The organism is Pseudidiomarina atlantica, assembly GCF_000753735.1.
Classification (GTDB): Bacteria; Pseudomonadota; Gammaproteobacteria; order Enterobacterales; family Alteromonadaceae; genus Pseudidiomarina; species Pseudidiomarina atlantica.
This window is the reverse complement of the sequence record NZ_JPIN01000008.1, coordinates 208,053-230,904: the sequence shown is the minus strand read 5'-3', so window position 1 is coordinate 230,904 and position 22,852 is coordinate 208,053. Positions and strand designations below refer to the sequence as shown.

21 protein-coding genes are annotated in these 22,852 nt (G+C 51.0%); 10 read left to right on the top strand and 11 right to left on the bottom strand.

Annotated elements, in window-relative coordinates; all coding sequences use genetic code 11:
- Position 1: 1 nt before the first annotated feature.
- A complete protein-coding gene (locus IDAT_RS09395; RefSeq protein WP_034733101.1) occupies positions 2–994 on the bottom strand; it encodes a class 1 fructose-bisphosphatase in 993 nt (330 codons plus the stop codon).
- A gap of 139 nt (positions 995–1,133) precedes the next feature.
- On the opposite strand from IDAT_RS09395, the gene mpl reads away from it, so the two are divergent.
- From mpl to panP, 6 genes are read left to right on the top strand one after another with little or no spacing between them, the layout of a single operon-like run.
- Positions 1,134–2,480: a UDP-N-acetylmuramate:L-alanyl-gamma-D-glutamyl-meso-diaminopimelate ligase gene (mpl, locus tag IDAT_RS09390; protein ID WP_034733099.1), complete on the top strand. Its 1,347-nt coding sequence runs from the start codon at positions 1,134–1,136 to the stop codon at positions 2,478–2,480.
- A complete protein-coding gene (locus IDAT_RS09385; RefSeq protein WP_034733097.1) occupies positions 2,477–3,097 on the top strand; it encodes a flavin prenyltransferase UbiX in 621 nt (206 codons plus the stop codon). Before mpl ends, IDAT_RS09385 begins: the two co-directional genes overlap by 4 nt.
- A gap of 6 nt (positions 3,098–3,103) precedes the next feature.
- A complete protein-coding gene (locus IDAT_RS09380; RefSeq protein ID WP_034733096.1) occupies positions 3,104–4,048 on the top strand; it encodes an ABC transporter ATP-binding protein in 945 nt (314 codons plus the stop codon).
- A 3-nt stretch (positions 4,049–4,051) separates the two neighbouring features.
- Positions 4,052–4,828, top strand: coding sequence for an ABC transporter permease (locus IDAT_RS09375; protein ID WP_034733094.1), 777 nt, complete (start codon positions 4,052–4,054; stop codon positions 4,826–4,828).
- Positions 4,825–5,532: a tRNA (guanine(46)-N(7))-methyltransferase TrmB gene (gene trmB, locus IDAT_RS09370; protein WP_034733092.1), complete on the top strand. Its 708-nt coding sequence runs from the start codon at positions 4,825–4,827 to the stop codon at positions 5,530–5,532. The genes IDAT_RS09375 and trmB overlap by 4 nt, the downstream gene beginning before the upstream one ends.
- 29 nt (positions 5,533–5,561) lie before the next feature.
- Positions 5,562–7,214 carry a pyridoxal-dependent aspartate 1-decarboxylase PanP gene (panP, locus tag IDAT_RS09365; RefSeq protein ID WP_034733090.1) on the top strand — a complete coding sequence of 551 codons (1,653 nt, stop codon included), beginning with the start codon at positions 5,562–5,564 and terminating at the stop codon, positions 7,212–7,214.
- Here panP and panC read toward each other — a convergent pair whose 3' ends face one another.
- The 7 genes from panC to sfsA form a co-directional block, all read right to left on the bottom strand.
- On the bottom strand, positions 7,215–8,054 hold the full coding sequence (gene panC / locus IDAT_RS09360; RefSeq protein ID WP_034733089.1) for a pantoate--beta-alanine ligase: 840 nt from the start codon (positions 8,052–8,054) through the stop codon (positions 7,215–7,217). It abuts the gene before it with no gap.
- 24 nt (positions 8,055–8,078) lie between these two features.
- Positions 8,079–8,876 carry a 3-methyl-2-oxobutanoate hydroxymethyltransferase gene (gene panB / locus IDAT_RS09355; RefSeq protein WP_034733087.1) on the bottom strand — a complete coding sequence of 266 codons (798 nt, stop codon included), beginning with the start codon at positions 8,874–8,876 and terminating at the stop codon, positions 8,079–8,081.
- 41 nt (positions 8,877–8,917) lie between these two features.
- Positions 8,918–9,397 (bottom strand): 2-amino-4-hydroxy-6-hydroxymethyldihydropteridine diphosphokinase, encoded by a 480-nt coding sequence (gene folK, locus IDAT_RS09350; RefSeq protein ID WP_034733085.1) that lies wholly within the window; start codon positions 9,395–9,397, stop codon positions 8,918–8,920.
- Between the two features lie 5 nt (positions 9,398–9,402).
- On the bottom strand, positions 9,403–10,779 hold the full coding sequence (gene pcnB, locus IDAT_RS09345; RefSeq protein ID WP_081909806.1) for a polynucleotide adenylyltransferase PcnB: 1,377 nt from the start codon (positions 10,777–10,779) through the stop codon (positions 9,403–9,405).
- A gap of 86 nt (positions 10,780–10,865) precedes the next feature.
- Complete coding sequence (gluQRS, locus tag IDAT_RS09340) at positions 10,866–11,717, bottom strand: tRNA glutamyl-Q(34) synthetase GluQRS (protein WP_034733082.1); 852 nt, start codon at positions 11,715–11,717, stop codon at positions 10,866–10,868.
- Position 11,718: 1 nt separating this feature from the next.
- Positions 11,719–12,171, bottom strand: a complete 453-nt coding sequence (dksA, locus tag IDAT_RS09335; RefSeq protein ID WP_034733080.1) for an RNA polymerase-binding protein DksA — start codon at positions 12,169–12,171, stop codon at positions 11,719–11,721.
- A gap of 86 nt (positions 12,172–12,257) precedes the next feature.
- On the bottom strand, positions 12,258–12,980 hold the full coding sequence (sfsA, locus tag IDAT_RS09330; protein ID WP_034733079.1) for a DNA/RNA nuclease SfsA: 723 nt from the start codon (positions 12,978–12,980) through the stop codon (positions 12,258–12,260).
- Between the two features lie 71 nt (positions 12,981–13,051).
- Here sfsA and pepB point away from each other — a divergent pair, with 71 nt between their 5' ends.
- The 3 genes from pepB (at position 13,052) to mrcB (ending at position 19,120) form a co-directional block, all read left to right on the top strand.
- Positions 13,052–14,344 carry an aminopeptidase PepB gene (pepB, locus tag IDAT_RS09325; protein ID WP_034733078.1) on the top strand — a complete coding sequence of 431 codons (1,293 nt, stop codon included), beginning with the start codon at positions 13,052–13,054 and terminating at the stop codon, positions 14,342–14,344.
- Positions 14,345–14,350: 6 nt separating this feature from the next.
- A complete protein-coding gene (gene hrpB, locus IDAT_RS09320) occupies positions 14,351–16,792 on the top strand; it encodes an ATP-dependent helicase HrpB (RefSeq protein ID WP_034733076.1) in 2,442 nt (813 codons plus the stop codon).
- Positions 16,793–16,873: 81 nt separating this feature from the next.
- Entirely contained in the window at positions 16,874–19,120 is a 2,247-nt protein-coding gene (mrcB, locus tag IDAT_RS09315) for a penicillin-binding protein 1B (protein WP_034733075.1), read from the top strand.
- A gap of 25 nt (positions 19,121–19,145) precedes the next feature.
- Here mrcB and hemL read toward each other — a convergent pair whose 3' ends face one another.
- The 3 genes from hemL to hemJ all read right to left on the bottom strand — a co-directional run bounded on the left by hemL (position 19,146) and on the right by hemJ (position 22,016).
- Entirely contained in the window at positions 19,146–20,432 is a 1,287-nt protein-coding gene (hemL, locus tag IDAT_RS09310; RefSeq protein WP_034733072.1) for a glutamate-1-semialdehyde 2,1-aminomutase, read from the bottom strand.
- A gap of 20 nt (positions 20,433–20,452) precedes the next feature.
- Complete coding sequence (locus IDAT_RS09305) at positions 20,453–21,466, bottom strand: aspartate carbamoyltransferase (RefSeq protein WP_034733070.1); 1,014 nt, start codon at positions 21,464–21,466, stop codon at positions 20,453–20,455.
- Between the two features lie 121 nt (positions 21,467–21,587).
- A complete protein-coding gene (gene hemJ, locus IDAT_RS09300) occupies positions 21,588–22,016 on the bottom strand; it encodes a protoporphyrinogen oxidase HemJ (protein ID WP_034733069.1) in 429 nt (142 codons plus the stop codon).
- A gap of 112 nt (positions 22,017–22,128) precedes the next feature.
- Here hemJ and IDAT_RS09295 point away from each other — a divergent pair, with 112 nt between their 5' ends.
- Positions 22,129–22,797 (top strand): DUF6776 family protein, encoded by a 669-nt coding sequence (locus IDAT_RS09295; protein ID WP_051986681.1) that lies wholly within the window; start codon positions 22,129–22,131, stop codon positions 22,795–22,797.
- The last annotated feature ends 55 nt before the right edge of the window (positions 22,798–22,852 follow it).

Genomic DNA, 22,852 nt, shown 5'->3' with positions numbered 1-22,852 from the left:
ATTATACGTCTGTCGTCGCTGATTGCGAGCCTTGCAGGTATTCAAGGCATGTATTTACTTCATTCGCAGAACCTAAGATAACGCCGATACGTTGATGAATGTCGGTTGGCTCAATATCAAGGATGCGCTGTTCGCCAGTATGGGCAACACCACCTGCCTGTTCGACCAGCCATGCCATTGGATTACCTTCGTACATGAGGCGTAACTTGTAGGGCTTGTTGGGCATCCGACAATCCCACGGATAAGTAAACAAGCCGCCACGACATAGCACACGATGGACATCTGCAACCATTGCGGCAATCCAACGCATGTTAAAGTTTTTACAGCGTGGTCCCGTATCACCAGCGAGCAGGTCATCAATATAAGCGCGCATCTGCGGTTGCCAGTGACGATAGTTCGACATGTTGATGGCAAATTCACAAGTATCTGCTGGAATCTCAAGATCTTCGTCAGTGAGTAAGAACTCGCCCACTTTTTGATCGAGCGTAAATACTCGTACACCGTTACCGGTGGTGAATACCAGCATGGTCGAAGGACCATATAATACGTAACCCGCCATCAGTTGATTGGTGCCTGGTTGGAGGAATAAGTCGACGCCTTGGCGATCATCTTTCGGCGCTGGTAATACGGAGAAAATGGTACCCACCATACTATTGATATCGATGTTCGAACTGCCATCAAGCGGATCAAAAGCGACTAGGTAGTCACCGGTGGTATGGCCATCGACAATGCCCTCTTCTTCTTCTGAAGCGACGGCCCGAATATGTGAATTCTCGAGCAAGATATCTTTAAGCAACTGATTCGCGAGCACATCGAGCTTTTTCTGCGTTTCACCTTGAATGTTTTCATCCAACGTGGAGCCAAGCACTCCCGCGAGTTCGCCTTGGTGCAAGCGAAAAGAAATTTCTTTAGCGCAAATTTGCAGAGTGTTGATAACAGAAATAAGACCTTCTTCGACGTGATCACGGCGTAAGGTTGGAATCAAGCGTTGCATAACGTCCCCAGTTCGAATGCGGCAGAAAACGCGGCTAAGTTTACCGTAATTCTGAGTAAAATGCCTGCAAGAATGTCCGTAATTCTGTCGTGCATGCTACACTAGCCGGAATTTTTCAGTCGGATTTTCGGAAGCTTCTATGCACATTCACATTCTTGGAATTTGCGGCACCTTTATGGGAGGCATCGCTGCTTTAGCCAAGGCCATGGGTCATCACGTTACTGGTAGCGACGCTGCAGTTTATCCACCTATGAGCGATCAACTTGCAGCTTTAGGCATTGAGGTCGTACAAGGATATGATCCGACGCAACTAGAGCCGGTGCCGGACTTAGTGATCATTGGCAATGTTTTAAGTCGTGGCAATCCTGCCGTGGAAGCGGTATTAAATCGCCGTATTCCCTATCGTTCAGGGGCACAATGGCTGCACGACGCGCTGTTGCAAGATAAATGGGTGTTGGCAGTGGCCGGCACTCACGGTAAGACTACCACTGCAAGTATGTTGACGTGGATTTTGCAGTACGCGGATTATCAGCCGGGCTTTTTGGTCGGTGGTGTGTTGAGTAACTTTGGTTACTCGGCACAGCTTGGCAATAGTGATTTCTTCGTGATTGAAGCCGACGAGTATGACACTGCTTTTTTTGATAAACGTTCTAAGTTTGTGCACTACCAACCCTCGACCCTGGTGCTGAATAACCTTGAATTTGATCACGCCGACATATTCGCCGACCTAGCGGCAATTCAAAAGCAGTTTCATCATCTATTACGCATTGTTCCGGGGAATGGACAAGTGATTTATCCTGCTCATGATAGCAACCTGCAAGAGGTGATAGCGCAGGGGTGTTGGAGTGAAATTCGTACCTTGGGAGAGCAAGGTGATTGGCAATATCAACTGACCACAGCTGATGCGAGCTCCTTTAGTGTGCAACATGACGGCTATGTTGCTGAAGTGACATGGGATTTGGTGGGTGAGCACAACGCCGCCAATGCCACCATGGCAATGGCCGCGGCTTATCATGTGGGAGTGCCACTGGCGGTTGCCGCGGAAGCTTTGCAGCAGTTTAAAAATACGAAGCGACGCCTAGAATTGTTAGGGACACCGCGTGGCATTTCTATTTACGATGATTTCGCTCATCATCCAACAGCGATTGCCACCACTCTTGCAGGGTTGCGTGCCAAGGTTGGCCCTGAACGTATTATTGCCGTACTGGAACCGCGCTCGAACACCATGAAGCGAGGTATACATGCAGATCAGCTTGAGGCCGCATTGGGTGCCGCTGACCGCGTCATGCTGCTACAACCTGAAGGGCTGCAGTGGCAGCTTGCTGATTTTGTGCCAAACGCCACCATCACTCATAGCGTAGATGAACTCTTGGCGGTGTTGCTGCGTAGTCTAGAACCCGGTGATCATGTCTTATTAATGAGCAACGGCGGCTTTGGTGGCTTGCATCAAAAACTGCTTGCCGCACTTGTTGAGGAGGCTTCATGAATCGTTCTCAAGCAATTACTTTAGCAATTACCGGAGCTTCGGGTGCACCTTACGCCGTGCGTTTGTTAGAATGCTTGCTGGCGCAGCAGCAGCAAGTCCATTTGTTAATGTCGAGTGCTGCGCGTGTCGTTTTTGCGACCGAGTTAGCTTGGCAATTACCGGCCGCCCCACAGGCGATGGCCGAGGCTTTGCAAGCGCATTTTAAGGTGAGCGCTGAGCAGCTCAAAGTGTATGGCAAGGAAGAATGGTTCTCGCCCGTTGCCTCTGGGTCAGCTGCACCGGCGCGTATGATCGTTTGTCCTTGCTCGACCGGCACTTTATCAGCCATCGCTATGGGTGCCAGTGACAATCTTATCGAGCGCGCTGCCGATGTGGTGATTAAAGAGCGTGGCCAACTCATTGTTGTGCCACGTGAAATGCCATTGTCAGCGATCCATTTGGAAAACATGCTCAAGCTGGCGCAGCTTGGGGTGACCATCATGCCGGCGGCTCCGGGCTTTTATCATGAGCCAAAAAGTATTGATGATTTAGTAGACTTTGTGGTCGCTCGGATTCTCGACCACTTACAACTAGAACAGAATTTGCAGCCACGCTGGGGCTACAAAAAGGAGTCGTAAAACGCGATGAAAGCATTATCGATTCAGAACTTACGCAAAACCTATAAAGGTGGCTTCGAAGCGCTAAAAGGCATTCATTTAGAAGTCGAAGAAGGCGATTTTTTTGCCCTGTTAGGGCCCAATGGCGCGGGGAAGTCAACCACCATTGGCATCATCTCATCGCTAGTGAATAAAACATCAGGGTCGGTTTCAGTTTTTGGGTATGACCTTGATACCCAGCTGGTCGACTTAAAACGTCAGATCGGTTTGGTACCGCAAGAATTCAATTTCAACCAGTTTGAGACCGTGCGTCAGATCGTGGTCAATCAGGCGGGCTATTATGGCGTACCGCGCCATGTTGCGCATGAGCGCGCCGAGCACTATCTCAAGCAATTGGGCCTTTGGGATAAACGTAATAATGCTGCGCGAATGCTTTCTGGTGGCATGAAGCGGCGACTCATGATCGCCCGCGCTCTACTGCATGAGCCAAAGCTTTTGATTCTTGATGAGCCGACCGCCGGTGTTGATATCGAATTGCGCCGCAGCATGTGGGATTACCTTGAAGAGATCAACAAACAAGGTATTACCATTATTTTGACCACTCACTATTTGGAAGAGGCTGAGTCTTTGTGTCGCAATATCGCCATTATTGACCACGGTGAAATTGTTGAGAACACCTCAATTAAACGTCTATTGGCAACCTTGAATCGCGAAACTTTCATTCTCGATTTGAGTGGTGAGGGTGAGCAGGCGGTCAAGCCAGAGCTCGAAGGTTTTACCATGCGGCAAATTGATGACCATACCATCGAGGTGGATGTGGTGAAATCACAAGGACTGAACAAAGTGTTTGACCAGTTGAGTGCGCAGCAAATTAAAGTGCTGTCGATGCGCAACAAAGCCAACCGTCTTGAAGAGCTATTTGTCGACTTGGTCGAACGTGGTCGTAGTAACAAATCTGCAGCAGGAGCTTAAGTAATGGCATCCTCTTTTAACTTGGTCGCGCTAAAGACCATCTGGATCAAAGAGTGCACGCGGTTTTTGCGGATATGGGTACAAACCTTAGTCCCTCCAGCAATCACTATGACGTTGTATTTTATTATTTTTGGTAGCATTGTTGGGGAACGTATTGGCGATATGAGTGGCCGCCCGTATATGGAATTTATCGTGCCGGGCCTCATTATGATGTCGATTATCACCAATTCCTACTCGAACGTCGCGTCGTCGTTCTTTAGCGCGAAGTTTCAACGTAATATCGAAGAAATGTTAGTAGCACCGGTTTCAACCTCGGTCATCATTGCTGGCTACGTTGGCGGCGGCTTGGCCCGTGCGCTCATCGTTGCGGTAATTGTAACAGTAGTATCGTTTTATTTTGTCGACAACGTCAGTATTAACCATTTAGGTATCTTAGTCCTTACGGTTATTTTAACGTCGACACTGTTTTCATTGGCCGGCTTAATTAATGCGGTGTATGCGAAAACTTTCGATGATATTTCAATAGTTCCAACCTTCGTATTGACACCTCTAACCTATTTAGGCGGGGTTTTCTTCAGTGTGACCCTGTTGCCGGGCGTTTGGGAAACCATTGCGCGCTTCAACCCCATTCTTTATATGGTGAATGCGTTCCGCTATGGCTTCTTGGGTGTCTCAGACGTTAACATCAGCGCCGCTTTGGCCGTCATAGTGGTGTTCAATGTAGCGTTTTTCATCACTGCGTACACTTTATTGCAACGTGGTGTGGGGATTCGTTCGTGACCGAGAAGTTATCACGACCGGTCACCACCAATCAGCACGGCAATCACGAAGATTTAACTGCGGTGGTGATGCGGCACTTGCGTGCTCCCTTTAAAAAGCCGATTCAAGAACACAATCGTGAAGCCTTTATGCAGGCACATCAGGCGGTTACCGAGTGGCAGGGGCCTATCATCCTCGATTCCTGTTGTGGGGTGGGTGAGAGTACTGCTTGGCTGGCGCAGCAGCACCCGGAAGCCTTGGTGATTGGAGTGGACAAGTCCGCGCACCGCCTGCAACGCCATGCGCACTATCAAACCTCCGCAGCAGGGCAGCGTTATCTGTTGGTACGGGCTGATTTGCAAGATTTCTGGCGCTTGGCAGTTGAGCACCATTGGCAACTGAGTCAACATTCGATTCTTTACCCCAATCCGTGGCCGAAAGCGGCACATCTGAGTCGACGTTGGCATGGGAGTCCAGTCTGGCCCTACGTCATCGGACTTGGTGGTGAACTGGTGATGCGTTCGAATTGGGTGACCTACCTAACCGAGGTCGCGAGTAGTCTAGCCTTGGTACATTGCCAAGCAACCTTGCAACCTTTGTTAGCTAAACACGAACCTATCACACCGTTTGAACGTAAATATCAGCGCAGTGGTCAGCAACTTTGGGAACTGACTGCTAAGCTACCCGAGGACGGTCGCTATTTTTCTGCGATCGAGGCAGAATAACGAGTCTAATTTTTTAGAAGGGACAGCGCTTGAGCGAACAGGTTTTTGCCGAGGTAAGTGAAGAGGCACTGCTTAAAATCTTTACTTTGCCTGAAGCACCAGACTCCACACTAGGTAAAATCGAAAAGGACTTATCCGAGAACCTGATGGGATTTCTTGGTGAGCACATCGTTGCGCGTGAAAAGCCTCTGCACGAAATTGAGCACAATTTTGCCGCTAGTGAAGTACCGGAACAACCGCGTTATGTGTCGGACCACACCGAATTCTTGCTCAACAACTTAGTAGCGCATTCAGTGCACACGTCGTCACCACGCTTTATTGGGCATATGACTTCGGCGCTCCCCTATTTTTTACTGCCGCTAGCGAAATTGATGGTGGGGCTGAATCAAAACCTTGTCAAAATAGAAACATCGAAAGCTTTCACCCCTCTTGAGCGCAATGTCTTGGGGATGCTGCATCATTTGGTGTATCAGCAAGACGCAAGCTTTTATCAACGTTGGATGCACAGTGCCCAGCACTCCCTAGGAGCAATGTGCTCTGGCGGTACCGTTGCCAATATTACGGCGCTTTGGGTCGCTCGAAACCTATTGCTCAAGCCAGCCCAAGGCTTCGCCGGTGTCGCGGCCGAAGGCTTAGCTGCTGGCTTGCAGCATTATGGTTATAAGCGCTTAACTATCATGGTGTCGGAGCGCGGTCACTATTCACTCTCCAAAGCTGCAGATGTATTAGGCATTGGCCGCCAGAACTTAGTTGGCGTGCCAACGGACGATCGTAACCGCATCCGTATCGATAAGCTACGCGAGGCGTGTGAGAAAGTCGCTGCAGACGGCGGCCGCGTGCTTGCCATTGTTGGCGTCGGTGGCACGACGGAAACTGGCCACATTGACCCCTTGAATGAGTTAGCTGACTATGCGGCCGAGATTGGCGCGCATTTTCACGTGGATGCCGCTTGGGGTGGGGCGACGCTGATGTCTGATAAATATCGGCACCTACTCGATGGTGTCGAGCGCGCCGACAGTGTGACCATTGACGCGCACAAACAGATGTATGTGCCGATGGGTGCTGGCATGGTGCTGTTTCGCGATCCGAGTATGGTGCGCGCGATTGAGCATCACGCCGAATACGTCATCCGCCATGGTTCCAAGGACTTAGGTGCGCACACCATGGAAGGCTCGCGGCCGGGCATGGCAATGCTAGTCTATTCAGCGCTGCACGTAATGGGGCGGCGTGGCTATGAACTACTCATCGATAAAAGTATTGATAAAGCGAAGCAGTTTGCGGAATTGATCGCTGCTCAAGACGACTTTGAACTAGTGACGGCGCCAGAACTTTGTTTGCTAACCTATCGTTTTGTACCGCAGCAAGTAAAAGTGGCGCTGGCGCAAGCGAATCCGGAGCAAGTCAAACGCTTAACCCCGCACTTGAATGCCATTACACGTTTTATTCAGAAGCGGCAACGGGAGACTGGGCGCTCATTTGTATCACGTACCAAGCTCAATCCTGCGCAGTATCATCGTGAGCCAACAGTCGTGTTTCGTGTGGTGTTGGCGAACCCCTTGACGACTACGGAAATGCTTCAAGAAGTACTTGAAGAGCAACGTGAAATTGCGGCTCAGGCAATGAGTCTGCGCGGGGCATTACACACCGAAATGCGTGAATTAGGCTTGCTGGCGCGCAGCTAACTAGCTGCGCGTAAACGTGAGGTTATCAATCAGTCGGGTACGGCCCAAGAACGCTGCGACCAGAATCACTAGGTCAGCATCATGCTCGGTCGCAGGTTGCAAATCCGCTTGCCGGCGTACCTCCAGATAGTCGATGCGAAATCCAGCTGCAGTTAAACGAGCTGCAGCGGCGGACACCGCTGTTGCCGTTACTTCACCTTGTTGCACCGCACTTTTCAACTGCTCTAGCGTGGCGTATAGTTCCGGTGCTTGAGCGCGTTCTGCCGCACTCAAATAACCGTTGCGTGAGCTCAGTGCTAACCCATCTTCAGCGCGTTCAGTGGGCATCCCAATCACTTCTACCGGTAGACTCAGATCGCGCGTCATCAATCGTATCACTTGCAACTGTTGATAGTCTTTTTGTCCGAATATTGCGACTTGGGGTTGGACCATATTGAATAGTTTGGCAACGATAGTGGCCACGCCACGGAAGTGGCCTGGGCGGCTGGCGCCGCAGAGAATGTCGGAAATTCCGGGTACTTCAATGTAGGTTTGTTCGGCTAAACCACGCGGATAAACGTCACTGACCTGTGGTGCGAACACCGCACTGGCACCGCGTTCGGCTAATAACGCGCAATCAGCATCAAGCGTACGCGGATAACTATCGAAATCCTCATTGGCACCGAACTGCATGGGATTGACAAAAATACTGACGACGACGTGTCGAGCGTGTTGTTGTGCCAGATCAACCAGCTTTAAGTGCCCCTCATGTAAATTGCCCATGGTTGGCACCAGGGCGACGGAAGCATCAACCTGTGCGCGCCAGGCACGCAGCTCCTCGAGACTTTTCAATACACGCATCGTAGTTCGTTACCCTTAACTGAATTAGCCTTTGAAACTGTGTTCTGGGCCGGGGAAGCTGCCTTCTTTGACCTGTTTCACATAAAGCGCGACGGCAGCTGCTAAATCACCGGTCTCGGCTAAAAAGTTTTTGACAAATTTCGGTAAATAATCACTGTTTAAGCCAAACATGTCGTGCATGACCAAAATTTGTCCGTCACAGTGAGGTCCGGCACCGATGCCAATTGTGGGTATGCTCAGGGCTTCGCTGATGCGTTTGCCGAGCGAAGTTGGAATACATTCGAGTACCAATAATTGCGCTCCGGCAGCCTCAAGCGCTTGTGCTTGACGCAAAGTATTATCGGCGGCGCTAGCCTCTTTGCCTTGCACTTTGTAGCCACCTAAAACATTCACGGATTGTGGCAGTAAACCTAGGTGCGCGCACACAGGAACACCGCGCTCAACCAACTGACGAATGGTATCTAACAACCAATCTCCGCCTTCAAGTTTGACCATATTGGCGCCGGCGCGCATCAATTTGGCGGCTTCTTGGCAAGCTTGTTCAGGCGTCGCGTACGACATAAATGGCATATCTGCCATGACAAATGCATCAGGTGCACCATTGCGCACCGCTTTGGTGTGATAGGCGATATCGTCAACGGTGACTGGAAGTGTGCTTGAGGCACCTTGTATGGTATTTCCTAAGGAATCACCAATCAGCATAAAATCGATGTTTTGTGCAGCAAATAGCTTGGCGAAGCTAGCATCGTAGGCGGTGAGCGAAGCGATCTTCTCACCGTTTTTTTTCATTTCGGTGAGTTTGGCAATAGTCATGGCAGCCATGATGAATCCTTTAAACAACGCTGAGTCGTGTGGCGATTGTATCAGGTAATTTTTATCAGGTCATGGCTGTCCACAGCCCTCAATAACTCGCTGACACGACGACCGTCGGGAAGACTCAGGTCTGGCGCAATTTCAGCCAGAGGTAGCAGCACAAAATCGCGCTCAGCAAGACCTGGGTGCGGGACAATTAAGCGTTCATGTTTAAGCAGTTGATTGCCGTATAGGAGGATATCAAGATCCAGTGTGCGAGCGCCCCAACGCCGATTACGCACGCGGCCAAAGCTATTCTCTAGCTGTTGCAAATAATCAAGTAGCGCTAACGGGGCGAGGTCGGTCTGTGCACTTAACACCGCGTTCACGTAGTCCGGTTGGTCTTGTGGTCCCATCGGCTTGCTGCGAAAGAAACTCGAGCACCTTATGGCTGTTAATTGTTGGTCTTGGTGCAACTGCTCAAGCAGCGACTGTAAAGTTGCTACGGGGTCACCGAGGTTGGCACCAAGTGCAATATAAACCGTACTCATAGCAGTTAATTCGACTCAGATTTGCTACTCGGCTTACGGCGCCGGCGGCCGCCACGGCGTCCACGTTTCTTCGGTGTACGATCGTCACTCGGCGTCACATGCGGTTGCTGGTGCTGCTGTTGGGTCCAGAATTTCGCCAGTTTCTCTAATTGTTCGCGCTCGCTCGCCGGCGCAGTTGCCGCGCGTAATAATAAAAAATCATACGCGGCGCGAAAGCGCGGGTGGCCTAGCAATTGTCCTACGCGGCGACCTTTGGCACGCTCTAACCGTTGTTGGAGTTGCCAGATTTCGCGCGCCGGAATCGTAAAGCGTTTGGGAATCGCAACCGTTTGAACTTGTCGGGCAAAAACATCTGCGGCAGCGATATTCATAGCATCAACAGGTGGTAAGCCACTTTCAAACATTAATTGTTCCATGCGTGCCTGCAGTGGCCACCAGAGCAGTGCTGCGAACAAATAAGCTGGGGTGATACTCAACTCTTTTTGAATGCGGCTGTCAGTATCAGCAAAAGTCTGACGTAACATTTGATACGGCGGTTCGTCGACATTTGTCAAATAGCTTTTCAACAGCGGGAACAGCTGTTGGAACAAATGGTACTCGGTCAAGAGTTCAAAATTCGCCACGCCCTTACCGGCCGTGAATAATTTCAAACACTCTTCAAATAGCCGTGCCGCCGGAATATTTTGCAGCAGGTGTGCATGTTCACGAATCGGTTTACGTACACTGTCATCCATCTGCATCGACAGTTTGGTGGCAAAGCGCACCGCACGCAGCATCCGCACCGGATCTTCGCGATAGCGCTCACTGGCGTCGCCAATCATGCGTAAGATACCGCGTTCAATATCTTGTGCGCCATTGGCATAATCATAAATAGCAAAGTCAGCAATATTGTAATACAAGGCATTAACGGTGAAATCGCGGCGTTGTGCGTCTTCATCAATGCTGCCATAAACGTTGTCACGTAACAGCATACCTTTAGCATCACGTTTTGCATGCTTGGCTTCTGGCTCTTCTTCATCGTGATGGCCACGGAAGGTAGCGACTTCGATAATTTCGCGGCCAAACATGATATGCGCGAGACGGAAGCGGCGACCCACTAAACGGCAATTGCGAAACAGTTTGTACACTTGATCGGGCAATGCGTTGGTGACGACGTCAAAATCTTTGGGCTTGATACCGAGCAATAGGTCGCGAACGCAACCGCCAACCAAATAGGCTTCGTACCCGGCATTGTGCAGGCGGTACAAGACTTTGAGGGCATGCTCAGAGATATCTTTACGTGAAATGTTGTGCTGATCACGCGAGATCACCACGGGTTGTGCAAGAATATTGGCTGGCAACTGAGTTGCGTCAGCGGGCTTGCTAAATGCACGTTTGGCCATTGCCTTGATGCGTTTGATAATAGCTTCTACTCCTTAGAAATTCCCAAACTTGGGAGAATGCGCGTATTGTAGCCGTTTGCAGCGGATCAGGAAAGATACTTTGCGTGCCAAGCGGCGGTTGCAGCGCTTAATAATTGCGCAGTATTTGCTGCTTTTGGCAGCTCCGTTAAGCCAAGAAACGCGCAAGCATCGCGCAATTGTTGGTGAACGTGCTCAGCGCTTAGCGCTGGAGCATGATTCTGTTTACTTAGTTTGTTGCCATTCTGATCAAGTGCCAAGGGAACATGGGCAAATCGCGGCTGGTAAGTTGCCAGTTCGCTCCACAGCGTTAATTGCCAACTAGTGGGTGTCAACAAATCGGCGCCGCGAACAATATCGGTAATGCCTTGCGCGATGTCATCAACGACCACCGCCAACTGGTAGGTGTAGAGTTGATCACGGCGGAACAGCACAAAATCTTCTGCGGCGAAATCGGAAGCGAGTTGCACTTTGCCTAATATACGGTCTTGGAACTCGGTGCACGGGTGCTCATTACGAAACCGCACAGCATTACCTTCCGCGCGACGTTTTTTGTCGCGGCAATAACCGGTGTAATATGGGCCACGTGCTTTGATTTGTTTGCGGGTACAACTGCAGTAATACGTGAGGCCGCGTTGTTGCAGGGTATGCAGCGCTGCAGCATAAGTCGTGTCACGTTGCGATTGATAGATAACTTCGCCATGCCACTGCAAGCCGTGGTCATGCAGCTGCTGCAGAATGGTTTGCGCAGCGCCGGGTAAGGCGCGGGGTTTGTCGACGTCTTCGATGCGTAGCAACCACTCACCGCCGTGAGCTCTGGCATCAAGATAGCTGGCAACAGCTGCTACCAGTGAACCAAAATGAAGAGGCCCCGACGGGGTCGGGGCAAAGCGTCCGCGATAAGCTGACGAAGCTGCCATATTAGGCGCCGGTCATTTGCTTCTCTTTGATTTCCGCTAAAGTTTTGCAGTCAACGCACAAGTCGGCAGTCGGTCGCGCTTCGAGGCGACGAATACCGATCTCGATGCCGCAAGAGTCACAGAAACCAAAGTCATCAGCCTCGATCTTTTGTAAAGTCTTTTCAATCTTCTTGATCAGTTTGCGCTCGCGATCCCGCGTCCGCAGTTCCAGGCTGAACTCTTCCTCTTGTGAAGCACGGTCTACCGGATCAGGGAAGTTAGCAGCTTCGTCCTTCATATGGTGAACGGTGCGATCAACCTCTTCACGCAACTGATTGCGCCAAACTTCTAAAATTTTACGAAAATGCGCACGTTGCTTTTCGTTCATATACTCTTCATTCGGCTGTTCTTGGTAAGGTTCCAAGCCAGCTTGTGCCAAAATGCCATGAGCTTTTTTAGGCGTTCCTTGAGGCATTGTGGATCTCCTGTATGAGAGGGTTTGTCAAAAAAGGTCGGTACATATACCAGAAACCCCAGAGCTGCGCAATTGAATTTGTGTGACTATTTTACTGGGAGCTCGCCTTTCGGATGAATTCCCTGTGGACTGATATCACATGCTAAAGCATAAAATTCAACGCCTTGCTGTTTGGCTTGAATAGCTGCTTCGGCGTATTTCGGATCACAATGGGCGGCTGCGCTGACCACTTGAACACCGCTATGTAGTACACAGTAAATGACAGCGGCGCGCTGCCCTTGCGCGACCATTCCTTGCAAACTGCGCAGATGATCGCGCGCACGTTGACTCACGGTGTCGGGGAAATAGCCTTGCGCCCCTTTGGCTAAGGTTACGCTTTTGACTTCGATATAGCACTGACGGCCGTCAGGTGCCGCTCCTTGCCAATCAATGCGGCGATTGTCATCACCGTAACGCCGTTCTGCACGCCATTCACTGATGTTACGAAAAGCTGGTAACAGTTGTTGCTGCAAAGCTTCACCCACGACTTGATTGGCGCGTTGGGTGTTGACGCAAATACTATCACCGGCGCTGGTTTCGGCAAGCTCCCAAGTGTAACGGTATTTACGTTTGCTATTTTGCGAATCACTCAACCACACTCTCATCCCAGGCTCAGCACAGCCGGTCATCGCGCCGGTATTGGGACAGTGCACGGTTAGGGGATGTTCACTATTACTGTATTGTGGCCAGCTAGGGTGATAGACGTCAGCTAAAAAACGCTTATACCGTCGCAACAAAAAAGCCTGCTCTAAGGGGTTGTCAAACTGCATTGTCAGCCTCATCTAGCTTTTATACGATATACTCTACTTTATTTTCGCAACCATTATGGGAGCTGTTCACCATGTCTACCGCACTTGCCGTATTTGTTGTTCAACAAGATTTTTCTGCTGCTGCTTGGAAACCAAGCGCGGCTGCCGTAATGGGCGAAAAAGGCGCAACCATCTATCTAGGCGCTGACGAAGCCGAAAACTTGCGGAAAATTCAAAAAGCGGGTCGCCAGCTTGATGGTTTTGGTGTACGCGCGGTTGAACTCCAGGGTGAGGGCTGGGATCTCGAGCGCCAATGGGCATTTAGCAATGGCTACACCGATACGCGCAGCAGCAATTCAATCACTTGGGCGAATGATGCCGACACCCTCAAACAAATGCGCGATACCGTAAATTGGACGCGTGAGCTGATTAATTTACCACCCGATACTATCTATCCTGAATCGCTCGCTCAACGCGTTGCAGAAAAGCTTGAAGGGTTGGCTGCGGACAAGGTTTCGACGCGTATTATCGCCGGCGATGAACTGCTCAAAGAAGGTTGGGTTGGCATTCATACTGTAGGTCGTGCGAGTAAGCATGCCCCTTGTATGTTGGTAGTAGATTACAATCCTAGCCAGCAAGAAGACGCGCCAGTCGATGCTTGCTTGGTGGGTAAAGGTATTACCTTTGACTCCGGCGGTTATAGCATCAAGTCCAGTGAAGGTATGCTAGCGATGAAATGCGACATGGGTGGTGCCGCAACGGTAGCAGGAGCCTTAGCTTTGGCAATTCAGCAAGGACTGAACAAGCGAGTACAACTGGTTCTCTGCTGTGCGGAAAACTTGATTGATGGCACCGCTTACAAACTGGGCGACATCATTAAGTACAAAAATGGCACCACCGTTGAAATCGTTAACACTGATGCCGAAGGGCGTTTGGTCTTGGCTGACGGCCTGCAATACGCCGGCGAAGTGGGTGCGAAACTCATTGTGGATGCGGCAACGCTTACCGGTGCTGCGCAAGTGGCCGTGGGGACCGAATACAACGCGCTGTTTAGCGTGGATGATGCGTTAGCCAATAAAGCCTTGGCTACGGCAGCGGAGCAACGCGAAAACCTCTGGCGTCTGCCGTTACAACAGTGGCACAAAGAAAATACTCCATCGGCATTTGCCGATTGCGCCAATAGTCGTCCGCAAAAAGGTGGTGGTTCTGGTGGGGCAAGTAACGCCGCCGGTTTCTTGTTGCGGTTCGCGCCGAACAACGGCAAAGGCTGGCTGCATTTTGACATTGCCGGTGCCTATCACGGCAGCGCCAACAGCTTATGGGCGACCGGAGCTACAGCGCTTGGCGTGCGCACTATTGCAGCACTGTTACAGCAAGAAAACTAAGCCTCCGTGGCGGCATCGTCGACCCTACCGGTAACAGAGCTATTTGCCGAGCTTGACGCTAATTTAGTCGGGCACACGGTGGTGTTGGAAGCGCCGCCTGGAGCCGGTAAGTCAACGGCGTTACCGTTACACCTGCTGCAACAGCCGCACTGGCAGCAGCAGCGCATTTTATTACTGCAACCGCGGCGGATAGCCGCGGTTTCTATTGCGCATTATCTCGCCAAGCAATTAGGTGAAAGAGTCGGCCAGCAGGTTGGCTATCAGGTAAGGGGGGAGCAGCGATTTAGTGCGGACACTCGCTTGTTAATTGTCACTGAAGGTATCTTTGTTCAGTATTTGCAGAACGATCCCGAGCTACAGGGGGTAGGCTGCGTTATTTTCGACGAATTTCATGAACGTAATCTGTCCAGTGACCTTGGTCTCGCCATGTTGCTCGAAGCGCGGGCTTTGCGCGATGATCTTAGCTTGCTCATCATGTCAGCTTCCTTACCCGCACAACACATCGCCGACTGGCTGGGTGACGCGCGCGTATTAACCAGTGCCGGACGGCAGCATCCAGTTACTATCGACTATCGGCCAGTGGGGCTAGCCAGTGATTGGTTAACACACTGTGCGCAAGCAGTAGCGGCAGCTGTGCACGAAGCAGAACAGGGTGTTTTGGTGTTTTTGCCGGGCTGGCGTGAAATTGAGCGGGTGCGTGAACTGCTGCCGGAGTTGCCGAATATAGATGTGCTGCCGTTGCATCGACAATTGTCTTTAGCGGAACAAGAAGCCGCCCTGAGTGAACGTCCTGCAGGACGAAAGAAGGTCGTGCTAGCGACCAATATTGCCGAAACCAGTTTGACGATTCCGGGCATTGATATGGTAGTGGATAGTGGTCGTGAACGTCGTGCGCAATTTTATCCCAAGCATGGCGTAACGCGTTTGACCACGGCTCGAATCAGCAAAGCGGCGGCGCTCCAGCGTTGCGGTCGTGCGGGGCGTCTAGGTCCGGGCAAATGCTGGCGCTTATGGAGCCAAGCCGATGAACATGGTATGCGCGACTACGACGCCCCGGCTATTGCCACTGACGATCTAAGTAGTGCGGTGCTGGAGAGCAAGCGTTGGGGCAGCGAGTTGCAGCAATTGCAATTTTTCACTCCGCCTAATGCAGCGCACATTGCCGTTGCTGAGCAGCTGTTACAAGCGCTTGGGGTACTCGATGGTGACAATAAACTAACGGCTATTGGTCAACAGGTAGCAGCCTTGGGCAATGATCCAAGGCTTGCCCGCATCGCCATTGCCGCGCAATCGTTATCAGCGTCCGCACGCAGTGCTGCGGCCCTGTTACTGGCGCAGCTTGAGGTGCCAATTCGGCAACCGCGATACTTTCCGCAAACGCTATCGCAGCTATCACGGGAAGCCAAGCAACGCTGGCGCTATTGGTTGCAGCAACTTAGCGCCAAGCAAGAAGTTGCCGAAGTCGAGCCGCAACTGGCTTTTCAACTAGCAGCATGGGGTTATCCGGATCGGGTCGCCCAACAGCGCGATGCCAGTAGTAGTTATCTGTTGGCGTATGGCGGCGGTGCGCGTTTTCATCAGCAAGATGCTCGCACCCGCGCGCCATTATTGCTGATTTTAACCATGACCTTTAGTGATGCCAGTCGTGATGCCTTTATCGATAATTATCTAGCGCTGAGTGAGACCGACCTCGAGCATCCAGCGTTGCCCTTGGCATGGCAAACAGAACTCGAATGGGTGGGGCCACAGCAACGGCTGCAAGCGATCGAGTCGCTTCGGTTGGGCGCCATTTGCCTAAGGCAACGCGTTGCCGCACAGCAACCCTCAGCAAGCGAGCGTGCTGAGTTATTAGTGACTTTGGTACAACAAAGCAAAACCGCGCTCATCGATTATACCAAAGCAGCTGTTTTTCTTGCGCGGGTGCGTTTTGCCCTGGCACACCTACCGTCTGTGGAGGCTGCAAGCTGGCCGGCATTTGATGAATCTAGCTTAACGGCACAGTTAGCCAGTTGGGCCGCGCCTTATTGGTCGTCGTTGACCAGTTTGCGTGACCTACATGCGTGGTCACCGTTGCCGGCCTTACAGGCGCGTCTCGATTATGCCCAACAACAACGTTTAGCGGCATTTTGTCCGACTGAGTGGCTAGCGCCGAGTGGTCACAAACATAAAATCGATTATCGTGAGCAGCCACCGAAGGTCGCCTTAAAACTACAGGAAGTCTTTGGCGAGCCAGTTTCGCCCACCATTGCTGATGGCAAAGTGAATTTGTTGTTAGAACTATTGTCTCCGGCTGGACGGCCGCTGCAACGCACGGCAGACTTAGCAAGTTTTTGGCAGAACTCTTATCAGCAAGTAAAAAAAGAGATGAAGGGGCGGTATCCAAAACATCCATGGCCTGATGACCCGTTGCAAGCAATAGCAACACGCAAAACCAAAAGTAAAATTTAACGAAAATTACCGACTCAGGGGTACATTTCGGCGTAAAGCCAAGTATCCTATGAGATCTTCAAATTAGTTAGATGGACGTTCATGCGCTTTCTATTTAAGACCCTCGCAAAACTGGCGCTCATCGTGTTAGTGGTGCTTGGTTTTTATACGATTTATCTTGATAGCATGCTGACCAAGCGCTTCGCCTCGGAACGCTATGAGGCGTCAGCCATTGTCTATGCACGACCGCTCACCCTTGAACCCATTAAGCCGTTGCGGCCAGCGCAGCTGATTGCCGAATTACAACAACTGCGCTACCGAGAAAGTGCCTCACTGAGTTCCAGTGGTACTTATCGGCAAGTCGGGCAGGCGGTGGAAATTCATCGTCGTCCCTTTGATTTCCCGAGTGGTCCAGCCATGGCGCAGCGCGCACGGGTGTATTTTGCCGATGGTTATGTCACCAACATCGAAAGCCTGCCTGACGGTCGGATGCTTGGTCGCTTTGAAATTGATCCCCTGGTGCTTGGCCAAATCACCGGGGCTAACGGCGAAGACCGCATGCTAGTGGGCTTGGAGCGATTGCCTAACCTATTAATTGAAACGTTACTGTTAGTCGAAGATCGTGACTTTTATCACCACGCGGGCGTCTCGCTGTCCTCTATTGGGCGTGCGGCAATGGCTAACCTAGTGGCTATGGACACGGTTCAAGGCGGCAGTACGCTGACCCAGCAACTGGTCAAAAACTTGTACTTAACCCGTGAGCAGACACTGTGGCGCAAAGCCAATGAAGCCTTGATGGCGCTGATTATCGACTTTCGTTTCAGCAAAAATGAAATCTTAGAAAGCTACTTTAATGAAATTTATTTCGGTCAAGATGGTGGTCGCGCCATTCATGGCATTGGTCTTGCCAGTCGCTATTATTTTGGCAAGCAAGTCGAAGAATTGACTGCTGCCGACATTGCGCTGCTAGTAGGGATCATTAAGGGGCCTTCCTATTATAATCCGCACCGCTATCCGGAGCGCGTCGCAGCGCGCCGCGATATGATTCTGCAGTTAATGTACGGGCAAGATTTAATTTCGCAAGCAACCTACCTCGCTGCGATAGAACAACAATTAGTCGAGCCCAAGAATGCACAAGCAGGGCGCACCTGGGCGCCACACTATTTAGAACGCGTGAAAACCGAGTTGGGACAATTACAAATTCCCAAAGATTGGTCAAAACACGGTTTGCGGGTCTTCACTTACTTGAACCCTATTGCTCAGCAAGCTGCGGAGCGCAGCATCAGTGAGCAACTCGCGCGATTGAGTAAAGATGAACAGCTACAAGCCGCAACGGTTATCGCCGATCATCAGCAAGCAAGCATTATTAGTATGGTCGGCGATCGCGATCGCAACCAAGTCGGCTTTAATCGAGCAACCACAGCCATGCGTCAGGTGGGCTCGCTGATCAAACCCACGATATATGCCATGGCTTTAGAACAGCCGGCGACCTATCGCCTTGGCACAGTACTGCAAGACGAACCGATCGAGTGGCAAGAAGCGGACGGTGATATTTGGCGACCGGAAAACTACGACAAGGAATTTGTCGGTCCGATCATGTTGTACGATGCGCTCGCCCAATCACGTAACTTACCCGCAGTGCGTTTAGGCATGGAGATTGGTCTGCCAGCCGTTGTCGAACGACTACGCAGTAGTGGCATCGACACGCCGATTCAAGCCGTTCCCGCACTTTCACTTGGCGCGGTGGAGCTATCACCGTTGCAAGTCACCGAAATGTTTGGCGTCATGGCCGAGCAAGGTCAATTTCGGCCTTTTGCCACCATTCAAGCGATTACTGATCATGAAGGTATAGAAATCTACCAACGCACTATCCCTGCGGGTCGGCAGGTTTTTGATCGCGGCACAAGTGGCTTGGTGAATTACGGTTTGCGCGGCGTGGTAAATGAGGGCACGGGTAAGCAACTGGCGCAATTGTTTGGGCAAAATGCGCTAGCTGGCAAAAGCGGTACCACCAATGACAACCGTGACAGTTGGTTTGTCGCTTATGATCAACGACGTATGGTGACGACTTGGATTGGTCGTGATGATAATCAACCCATTGGTTTGACGGGTGCCACCGGTGCTTTGCCTATTGTTGCGGCCATTTACAGTCAGATTGGGGTGCAACCCTTGCATACCAATTTACCACCGGGTCTTGAGGTAACAGCTTTTCATCCGCAAACCGGACAGCCCATTCCGTTAGATTGCCCACAGCAACGCCGTTTTCCTGCGTTCCCTGTAAAGCTTCCGGAAAATATGAATTGTGACGGTGAACAAGAAGAAGAATCGTGGTGGCAGAAGATCTTCTAGCCACCACGAGGAGCGTTGTGTGAGGTTAGGCTTTCAATTCAGCAAAAGCCCGCTCTGCTGCAGCCAGTGTTTCATCTAAATCAGCATCGCTATGTGCGGCTGACATGAAACCCGCCTCAAAGGCCGACGGAGCCATGTAAATGCCTTGCTTAAGCATGCTGTGATAGAACTTACGGAAATGTTCCATATTGCATTCGGTGGCTTGCTGGTAAGACGTAATGTGTTGGTCTTTGGAGAAGAAGAAACCAAACATCGATCCCGCTTTGTTGGTGGTAAACGGAATGCCTGCGGCATCGGCACGCTCTTGCAACCCTGAAGTCAGCTTGTCAACTTTCGCAAACAAGTTCGGATACAGTTCAGGGTCTTCAAGTTGGGTTAATGATGCCAGCCCGGCTGCCATCGCCACAGGGTTACCTGACAAGGTGCCCGCTTGATAGACCGGCCCCACTGGCGCGATGTAATCCATAATTGCCGCTTTACCGCCGAAGGCACCCACCGGCATACCACCGCCAATGACCTTGCCAAGGGTGGTTAAGTCAGGTACCACGTTATAATACTCTTGGGCACCGCCACGTGAGACACGAAAGCCTGTCATGACTTCGTCAAAAATCAGCACACTGCCGTAGTCGTCGCAAATACTACGCAAGCCTTCCAAGAAGCCGGGCACTGGCGGAATGCAGTTCATGTTACCAGCAACGGGTTCCACGATGATCGCGGCGATTTCGTCGCCAATTTCAGCAAAAATTTTGTGCACCGAGTCGATATCGTTGAAGGTCACGGTTAAGGTGTGCTTCGCGAAGTCTTCTGGAATACCCGGTGAATTAGGTACGCCTAGTGTCAGCAAACCTGAGCCAGCTTTGACCAACAATGAATCGGCATGGCCGTGATAATTACCCTCGAACTTGAGGATTTTATCGCGGCCGGTGTAACCGCGCGCCAAGCGAATCGCGGTCATGGTTGCTTCGGTGCCAGAATTGACCATGCGAACTTTCTCAATAGATGGCACCAACTGCTTAATTTTTTCCGCCATGGTGATTTCACCTGGCGTTGGCGTGCCAAAGCTCAGACCGCGGTCAACGGCTGCATGGGTTGCTTCGCGAATCACGGCATTGTTGTGGCCGAGGATCATCGGGCCCCATGAACCTACGTAGTCGATATAACGCTGGCCGTCCGCATCGAACATGTAGGCGCCTTCCGCGCGCTCGATGAAGATAGGTGAACCACCTACGCCGTTAAATGCACGGACTGGCGAGTTGACGCCACCGGGGATGGCAAGCTGTGCTTGCGCGAATAATTGCTCAGATCGAGACATCGTGATCCTCTTACGGTTAGTTAGACGTTGCGCTTGTCGCTGTACCAGTTGACATCGCACTCGTATTTTTTAACTTGATCGGCCACCCCAAGCGTCAGCGCAAACAGCGCCATTCGAATTAATACGCCATTATCCGCTTGGCGGAAAATAGCAAGGTTGGGGTTTTGATTTAAGTCGTTATCCAGTTCATTTGCCTCGGCGCGCGAGTCACGCGGCAGCGGATGCATAATGACGGTATTCGGTTTGTAATGCTTGGTATAAATTTCGCTGTTTAAACGAAACTTACCGCGATATTGATCAGCTTCTTGTGGCGAAGTGAATCGTTCTTGCTGGATGCGCGTTTGGTAAATGATGTCGGCATCGGAGCTGCCACTGACTTGATCGGTGACGGTCACTTGATGGCCGGCATTGGCAAGCGCATCCATAACACTGTCTGGCATCATCAACTCACGTGGTGAAATCAAGGTAAAGCGCACGTTTGGATACAAGGCCAGTAGGCGCGATAGCGAATGCACGGTACGACCGAACTTCAAATCACCCATCATGCAAATATGCATACCTTCAACCGCATGTCCGTGGTAAGCCAATTCCTTTTTTATCGTATATAGGTCGAGCAGGGCTTGAGTGGGGTGTTCGTTAGCTCCATCACCGCCATTGATGACCGGCACGCGACTCCCCTCCGCGAACTCGGCTACGGCCCCTGATTTAGGGTGACGCATGGCAATGACGTCGCTGTAGCTACTGAGCACACGAGCGGTATCGTAAAGTGATTCGCCTTTTGCTAGGGCAGAGCTCTCCATGCCGGTGGTTTCGCGTACTTCTCCGCCAAGCAGGTTAAACGCCGTACCGAAACTGACGCGAGTTCGGGTCGAGGGCTCGAAAAAGAGATTGCCGAGGATGGCACCATCGAGCACTTTCGTGCGCTTTTGTCGGCGTGCGTAGGGCAGCATAGCGTCCGCAACAGCAAAAATTTCATCAATGCTATCGCGATTAAATTGGTCAACGGAAAGTATGTTGGCACCAGTGAAGTTCATGGGTCGCGGCCTCAGTCAGTGGAGGAAAAGAGATCAAACACTGGACCGCGATGATAGCAGATTTTGCGTCTAAAACGAACGTTGTTGCATGAGTTACTGCGTCTGTTCGATGCAGAATTACTTAAAATGGCTTCACTACCGCCAAAATAATGATGGCAAACAGTGCGAGCACAGGGATCTCATTGAATATCCGATAAAACTTATGACTGCGACGATTGCGGTCATGTTTAAAGTCGGCCAGCAACTTAAAGCAATAGAGATGGTAGCCGTACAAAAAAGTTACCAAAACAAGCTTAATGTGCAACCAACCACTAGCTTTAAACCATGCGCCACCGTAGAGCGCAATCAACCAAAGTCCAAACACTAAGGTCAGCACCGCAAACGGTGTCACAAAGTATAATAAACGTCGTTCCATTATCTTGAGTTGTGCGTTGACATCAGCAGACTTGTTTTGCGCGTGATAAACAAACAGGCGCGGTAGATAAAAGATGCCAGCAAACCATGCCACCATAAAAATAAGATGCAGTGCTTTTAACCACAAAACTGTCATGTCGTTGCCTTTTGATTTTGCTATTGGCTTACTTGCGCGAGGGCCGGTTGCTGCGTAGCATGTCGAACACCCTTAATGCACGCTATTTGCTGCCATGATAAGAAGTGCTGCTATGAATGAGAAGCAAAAAATCGTTTTTCTTGCCGTTGCGGTAATGATCGGCCTGTTACTTGGCTATTTGCTTGGTGCTGCGGACAGCTGGCGCTTGCGCAGCAACCTTAACGACCTTGAGTCTCAAGTTGAGCAGCTATATGAGCAGGCTGAAACAGCCGATTATCAAAAACATATCGCGGAGGTTGAGCTAGGTATTGAGCAAGCAGCAAGTGCGCAACTTGAAGAAGACTTGGCGGCGAGTCGCGACGAAATAAGTACCTTACGGCGAGAGATAGCGTTTTATCAGAAAATTATGGCGCCGGAAATGATCGCCGATGGCATTGCTATTGATGACTTTAGTCTACGCGCACTTGAGCAAGAGGGACATTACCAATTTCGCTTTGCCATTGTGCAGACGGATCGGGTCCGCAATTTTGCGAAAGGAACCTTGGAAGTGTTACTGCAAGGTCGTGTGGACGGTGAGCGAGTGACTTTCGATCTTTATGACTTAGCCGACTTAAACGATGCTGAACGAAGTTTCAGCATGCGTTTTTTTAAAGCACAAAGTGGTAGTTTCGAACTACCGCCAAATTTTGCCGCTGAGGAAATCCTGGTGCGAGTCAGCGTTAATGAGCCAAAAGCTGCGCTCGTCGAGCGTACCTATTTGTGGAGTGATTTACGCAACTAGTTGGGTCGTTGCAGTGACAATACTTGACCCTTTTAGTCAGGTACGCGAAAATACG